Origin of the sequence: Vibrio sp. VP6 (assembly GCF_028823755.1) — a bacterium.
Classification (GTDB): domain Bacteria; phylum Pseudomonadota; class Gammaproteobacteria; order Enterobacterales; family Vibrionaceae; genus Vibrio; species Vibrio parahaemolyticus.
The window spans coordinates 26,602-32,918 of sequence record NZ_JAPEID010000049.1 but is presented as its reverse complement, the minus strand read 5'-3'; the positions used below and the strand labels follow the sequence as shown (position 1 = coordinate 32,918).

At 44.6% G+C, this 6,317-nt stretch carries 4 protein-coding genes; all 4 read left to right on the top strand.

The window, feature by feature from the left end; all coding sequences use genetic code 11:
- Positions 1-50 precede the first annotated feature (50 nt).
- The 4 genes from OU793_RS21610 to OU793_RS21595 all read left to right on the top strand — a co-directional run bounded on the left by OU793_RS21610 (position 51) and on the right by OU793_RS21595 (position 6,180).
- On the top strand, positions 51-1,457 hold the full coding sequence (locus tag OU793_RS21610; RefSeq protein WP_005478185.1) for an aminotransferase class V-fold PLP-dependent enzyme: 1,407 nt from the start codon (positions 51-53) through the stop codon (positions 1,455-1,457).
- Positions 1,458-1,520: 63 nt separating this feature from the next.
- Positions 1,521-2,453 (top strand): transporter substrate-binding domain-containing protein, encoded by a 933-nt coding sequence (locus tag OU793_RS21605; RefSeq protein WP_005462861.1) that lies wholly within the window; start codon positions 1,521-1,523, stop codon positions 2,451-2,453.
- Positions 2,450-4,774: a bifunctional diguanylate cyclase/phosphodiesterase gene (locus tag OU793_RS21600; protein WP_021822020.1), complete on the top strand. Its 2,325-nt coding sequence runs from the start codon at positions 2,450-2,452 to the stop codon at positions 4,772-4,774. Before OU793_RS21605 ends, OU793_RS21600 begins: the two co-directional genes overlap by 4 nt.
- A 212-nt stretch (positions 4,775-4,986) precedes the next feature.
- Positions 4,987-6,180, top strand: a complete 1,194-nt coding sequence (locus OU793_RS21595) for a glycine C-acetyltransferase (protein WP_159408126.1) — start codon at positions 4,987-4,989, stop codon at positions 6,178-6,180.
- Positions 6,181-6,317: the final 137 nt, after the last annotated feature.

The following is a 6,317-nucleotide window of genomic DNA, read 5'->3' as shown; positions in this document are numbered from 1 at the left end:
CAACTTTAGGAGGTTTGGTTTCTCGTCTGAATTACGCAACAAAGCCAAAAATGAGCGACAAGGATTCTATTCAGACTAATCGCAGCCGACGTAATTTTCTTAAAGGCGCAACGGGTGCCGTTGTAGCTGGTGTTGGTGCTTCTGCTTTTTCAGGTGTAGCACAAGCTCGAGAACAGAAAATTGATTGGAGCAGCCGCGGGCTAGGTAGAAAGCACGATAAGCGTTTTTGGCGTAAAGTGCAAAAGCAGTTTGTTTTGGATAAACGAACGACTTACATGAACATTGGTACAACAGGCTCAATGCCGAAACATGTTCTTGAAGGCTATGAAGACAACAACAAATTAGTGGCGAAGTTCCCATGGGACATGAAAGGTAAGTTTGGTAAGTTCCCTTACGTTTCAGACATGATCGCAGAGATTGCACCAGGTTTTGGCGCAAATGCTGATGAAATCATCTTAAGCCGCAACACGACTGACGGTCTATGTTCGATCATTAATGGTCTGCATTTCGAGCCGGGAGACGTGATTCTTACTACACACCACGAACACATTGCAGCGACATCTCCGCTGAATGTTGTAAAACACCGCTTTGGTGTAGAAGTCGTGGAAATTCAGTTACCAGTGTTTACAGGTACTGAAGACGTTTCTGAAGCAGACTACATTCAAGCATTCCGTGACGCTATTGAAGCGCACCACAATGTTCGCCTGATTGTGTTCTCTCACATCACATACAAGACCGGTACTGCGCTGCCAGCAAAGGCAATTTGTTCTCTTGCAAAAGAGCACCAAATTCCAACGTTAGTGGATGGTGCTCACACGGTGGGTATGTTCGATCTTGACCTACATGATCTGGATTGCGATTTCTACTCTGGTTCTGGCCATAAATGGCAGTGTGGCCCGGGCGCAACAGGCATTTTATACGTGCGCGACAACGGTAATCGTTTGAACGAATACTGGAGCGACCGTGAAAATCCATTGTGGTTGATAAACTCGTCGCTTTCTCATGCGGATTACTTAGGTAAGCAAATCCAAATGCAGTACATTGGTAACGATAACTACCCAGCTAAACAAGCGCTGGCTGATAGCTGTAAAATGTGGGATGAGATTGGTCGTGACCGAATCCAAGACCGCATTCTAACGTTGAGTGACCAATGTAAAACCTCACTCCAAGACGTGCTGCCACATGCGAAAATGTTCTCGCCAAATGTGGAAGGGCTGACGAGTGGATTAACGACGTTCAACCCATTTTATGATGTGACGAACGAAGAAATCCTGACTGAGTTCCGTGACCGTCTGCGTGAAGAATATGGCTACATCATCCGTACAACGAACTTCAAGCTGTACAAAGATGATGGACACGACACGTACGCGCTTCGTATCTCTACACACTTGTTCCATGATGAGCGAGATGTAGAAGGATTGGTCGAAGCGATTGCTGATCTGTACTACTCGTTCTAACGTCGTTGTTTATCACTCAAGCGCCCATTTATGGGCGCTTTGTTGAAGGGAAGGATATACACAATGTCAGTCAAAACACTTAAACGAACCATCACTGCAGTGGCGATTTTGGCCGCGTCCGTGATGTCTTCTTCGGCTTGGTCTAATGACCTTAAAGAAATCCGTGAACGTGGTGTGCTTCGTCATATCGGTGTGCCTTATGCCAATTTTGTTTCTTACATCGAGCAAGGTGAAATGCACACGCTGACAGGATTAGATGTCGATATCGTAAAAGGATTTGCGAGCTCGTTAGGTGTGCGATATGAGTACGTACCGGCTCAGTGGAGTGACATGGTCGGTAAGCTGACAGGTCAAGATGTTCAATACCGACACAACCGCGCAGTCGTGGGTGGCAGTGTGCCAATTGAGGGTGATCTGATAGCCAATGGCGTGACGATTTTGGATTGGCGGGAAGAGGTATTGGACTTTTCTCAGGACTACTTCCCATCGGCGGTATGGCTTGTTTCTCGTACCGATTCAAGTTTAAGTCCAATTAAGCCAAGTGGCTCGATCGACGAAGACGTCAAGACAGTGAAAGAGTTGATCGATGGACGAGAAGTGTTGGCGCTAGAGCATTCGTGCCTAGACCCAAACCTTTACGACTTGTACGACACGGGTGCCAAAGTGATTTTGCCCGATGGCAAACGACTCTTAAACGAAATGGTACCTGCCATCATGAAAAATGATGCTGAAAGTACCTTATTGGATGTAGCAGACACATTAATTGCTTTAGAAAAATGGCCGGGAGAAATAAAAGTTATTGGCCCTGTTTCTGAAAATCAAAAAATGGCTGTTGCGTTCCGTAAAAATTCACCGGAATTACGCGAAGCGTTTGATCGTTATTTAGATTCTATTAAAAAAGATGGGACGTATGAAAAGCTCGTTAAAAAATACTACCCGTCCATTTACTACTTTTATAACGATTACTTCTTAGAAGATAGTAAGAAAATTCGATGAAAAAGGCTGTTAAAAAAATATCCAGTAAAAAGATAATAACGATAAGCGCAATAATCGTTTCTATTTATTTAGCGATACTTATCGTTGTTACAAGTCTTGGACAGAATAAATTAAAAGACTCTCAATATAGAGAGCTGGATTTAAAAGTAAAAAGCTATGCAAGCACACTAGACAACTTATTTACTATTGCAAGTGAAGACGTAGATAATTTATCGAGTGACAAAACCGTTCAAACATTTTTTGCAAATTTAGCATCTGGTATGTCGATGGAATATGGCCTAGGTGCAAGTTTAATCAACTTAAAGCGTAGATTTGATGAGAAGATTGACGGCAAGCTGATCAACAGTAGCAACATCTACAACAAGTTAACGCTGGTGGGCAGTGACGGAACAACCATCGTCACGACTGGCCCAAAAGATCTCAAGCCAATGGATATCCATGATTTGATGACCCAACACGGGCATCCGGAAGAAGTTTGTGCCACTCGTGATGGTGACAACATTCGGATTCAAGTGATTAAGCAAGTCAAATTTTCTGGGAAACCAGTGGCTTTTTTAATTGCGGACATCAATAAAGATATTGTTATTGAGCAATTAACCAATCAAGAGCACGAAGACAGCTACAGTCGCATGGTGCTAAAAATAAAAGATGTTGAAATGGTGGTGTGGGATTCCATCACTAAAAATTCAACCACTAATGCAGATGAGAATCATTTTCTTTCTAAGGTTTTGGATGGGAAAATATATTTCGAAGTGCCAGTGGAACAACATCACTTTAAATTGATGGCATGGTTTGAACCGCTCAACGAGCGAGATATTTTTACTTCTCGACTCTTTATTGTTGGGCTAAGTATTCTCGCCGTGATGATTGTTATTGCGCTGTGTTATGCATTTGTCGCAAACAATAATAAATTGGAATTAAAGATTAAGCTTGAGGAAGAGAAAAAGCGTAAAGATATTCTTTCTCAACAAAACCACAAACTCACCAAAGAAATAGAGCGCCGAAAAGCATCGGAGAAAGAGCTCGCATTCCAAGCCAAATACGACACCTTAACAGAATTGCCAAATCGCAGTTATGGCTCAGAACGATTGGCGCTGGAGCTTATCCGAGCATCTCGTACGGGGTCAAAAGTATTGGTGATGTTTATTGATTTGGACCACTTCAAACAGATCAACGATTCTATGGGGCATTTTGTTGGGGATGAAATTCTCAAACTCAGTGCTCAGCGTCTTCAAAACGTCGCGAGAAAAACCGATTTGCTCGCCAGAATCGGTGGGGATGAGTTCCTGTTGGTGATTCCAGATTTACCAGATAACGATACCGCGAAGCGCGTTGCTTCGAGTGTGTTATCGGCCTTTAGTGAACCGTTTGTTTGGAATAATCACGAGTTTTTCCTGACAGGCAGTGTCGGCATGTCGGTTTTCCCAGACGACGGTGATAACGCCGAGCAACTGTTGGCGTGTGCCGACATGGCAATGTACCGCGTGAAGCAAGATGGCCGCGATGCGTTCTGCTTCTACAACCACAACATGAACCAAGATCTACAGCGTTACTTGGATCTAGAAAGTCGTTTGCGTAATGCGATTTCGAACCAACTGCTCGAAATGTACTATCAGCCAATCATCGAACTGAAAAGCGGTAAAATTGTTGGCGCAGAAGCATTGATGCGTTGGAACGATGAGAAGTTTGGTTTCGTCAATCCAGAAGAGTTCATCTCGATTGCAGAGAAAAATGGGTTGATTCATCAACTTGGCGAGTTCGCCATTCAGCAAGCGTGTTATCAAGCAGCACAGTGGCAATCCATTTCGCCGTTGTTTGTATCGGTGAACTTCTCTAGCGTTCAATTCCGCTATTGTGATCGCTTATTGGCGTTCATTAGGCAAAGCTTAGAAGAATCGGGTTTGCCTGCTGAGCAATTTGATGTCGAGGTAACCGAGAGCTTGTTGTTTAACCATGATGATGAGTTGGTGGACATGCTGGATAACCTACGTGCGCTGGGTACCAAGCTGACGATTGACGACTTCGGTACGGGCTATTCTGCACTGAGTTACTTGCAGAAGTTCCCGTTTGATCGTCTGAAAATCGACCGCAGTTTTATGCAAAACGTGTTTGAGAACGACTCTGATCGTGAACTGGTCAACGTGATCATTGCTATGGCCAAAGCCTTGCGTCTTAAAATTGTCGCAGAAGGTATCGAAGAGCAACGCCATGTGGATTATCTCAACGAGCTAAACTGTGAGTTCGGCCAAGGTTTCCACTATAGCCGCCCTGTGCCAGCGAAGGAGTTTGAGCAACTTCTAAACCAACCTACTTGGTCATAACTCCTTTCAATACAACCTCATAGAAAAGCATTGATGTTATTTGTTCCTCAAATTCATTAATGCTTTTCCACCTTGAGGGATAATCGTTTTCCTTTCCTTGTTTTACACTACAATTAATTGATAGCTGATGGCCTGTGACGCCCGTCACGTAAAGGCTAAACCAAATTCGAAACGAGTGAAAACTCGTCAAAACAACCAGGAAGGAATTGCGAATGTCTTCTGCATTTTACCAACAGATTCAACAGCAAATTGAAGAAGTGAAGGCTGAAGGTCTTTACAAAGCAGAGCGTATCATTACCTCTCAACAGCAAGCCGCTGTTAAAATCTCGACAGGTGAAGAAGTACTGAACTTTTGTGCGAACAACTACCTAGGCCTAGCAAACCATCCAGCGCTTATCGAAGCAGGTAAAGCTGGCATGGATGAGCACGGCTTCGGCATGGCATCAGTACGTTTTATCTGTGGTACTCAAGACATCCACAAAGAGCTAGAACAAAAGCTTTCTAAATTCCTCGGTAAAGAAGATACGATTCTTTACACATCTTGCTTTGATGCAAACGCAGGTCTGTTCGAAACCATTCTTGGTAAAGAAGATGCGATCATTTCTGATGCACTGAACCACGCATCAATCATTGACGGTGTTCGTCTATGTAAAGCAATGCGCTTCCGTTACTCAAATAACAACATGGAAGAGCTAGAGCAACAACTGATCGCAGCGAAAGAAGCAGGTGCTCGCCACATTCTTATCGTAACGGACGGTGTGTTCTCTATGGATGGCGTAGTAGCAAACCTTCCAGCTATCTGTGACCTAGCAGAGAAGTACGGCGCATTGACGATGGTTGATGATTCTCACGCAGTTGGCTTCATGGGTAAAACGGGGGCAGGTACGCACGAGCACCACAGCGTGGTTGACCGTATCGACATCATCACTGGTACGCTAGGTAAAGCAATGGGTGGCGCTTCTGGCGGCTACACATCTGGTAAAGCGGAAGTGATTGACTGGCTACGTCAGCGCTCTCGTCCATACCTATTCTCTAACTCTGTTGCACCAGCCATCGTAAACGCTTCTATCCGCGTTCTAGATCTACTAGAAGAAAGCGGCGACTTACGTGACCGTCTATGGGAAAACGCAGCGCATTTCCGTGCTCGTATGGAAGCAGCAGGCTTCACAATGGGCGGCGCAGACCATGCGATCATTCCAATCATGCTGGGCGATGCAAAAGTTGCAGCGGAGTTCGCTGAGCGTGCTTTAGAAAAAGGCATCTACGTAATCGGCTTCTCATTCCCTGTAGTACCAAAAGGCCAAGCGCGCATCCGTACTCAAATGTCAGCAGCGCACACTCGTGAGCAGCTAGATCGTGCGATCGATGCGTTCATCCAAGTTGGTAAAGACATGGGCATTATCTAAGTTCGATATCTCTCATGTTGATGCGGTTTGATGACAAAGGCTTGCCCAAATCTCCGTTGGAGCAGGCTCATTGGGTTAAGCCTTTTATCCCGCATTGTTGAGTGATGATGAACCTTATAGAGATTTTTTGTTTCGCA

Excerpts from the sequence above, each read along its gene's own strand:
- OU793_RS21605 (WP_005462861.1), top strand. The coding sequence starts at position 1,521 with ATGTCAGTCAAAACACTTAAACGAACCATCACTGCAGTGGCGATTTTG.
- OU793_RS21600 (WP_021822020.1), top strand. The coding sequence starts at position 2,450 with ATGAAAAAGGCTGTTAAAAAAATATCCAGTAAAAAGATAATAACGATA.
- OU793_RS21595 (WP_159408126.1), top strand. The coding sequence starts at position 4,987 with ATGTCTTCTGCATTTTACCAACAGATTCAACAGCAAATTGAAGAAGTG.
- OU793_RS21610 (WP_005478185.1), top strand. The coding sequence starts at position 51 with ATGAGCGACAAGGATTCTATTCAGACTAATCGCAGCCGACGTAATTTT.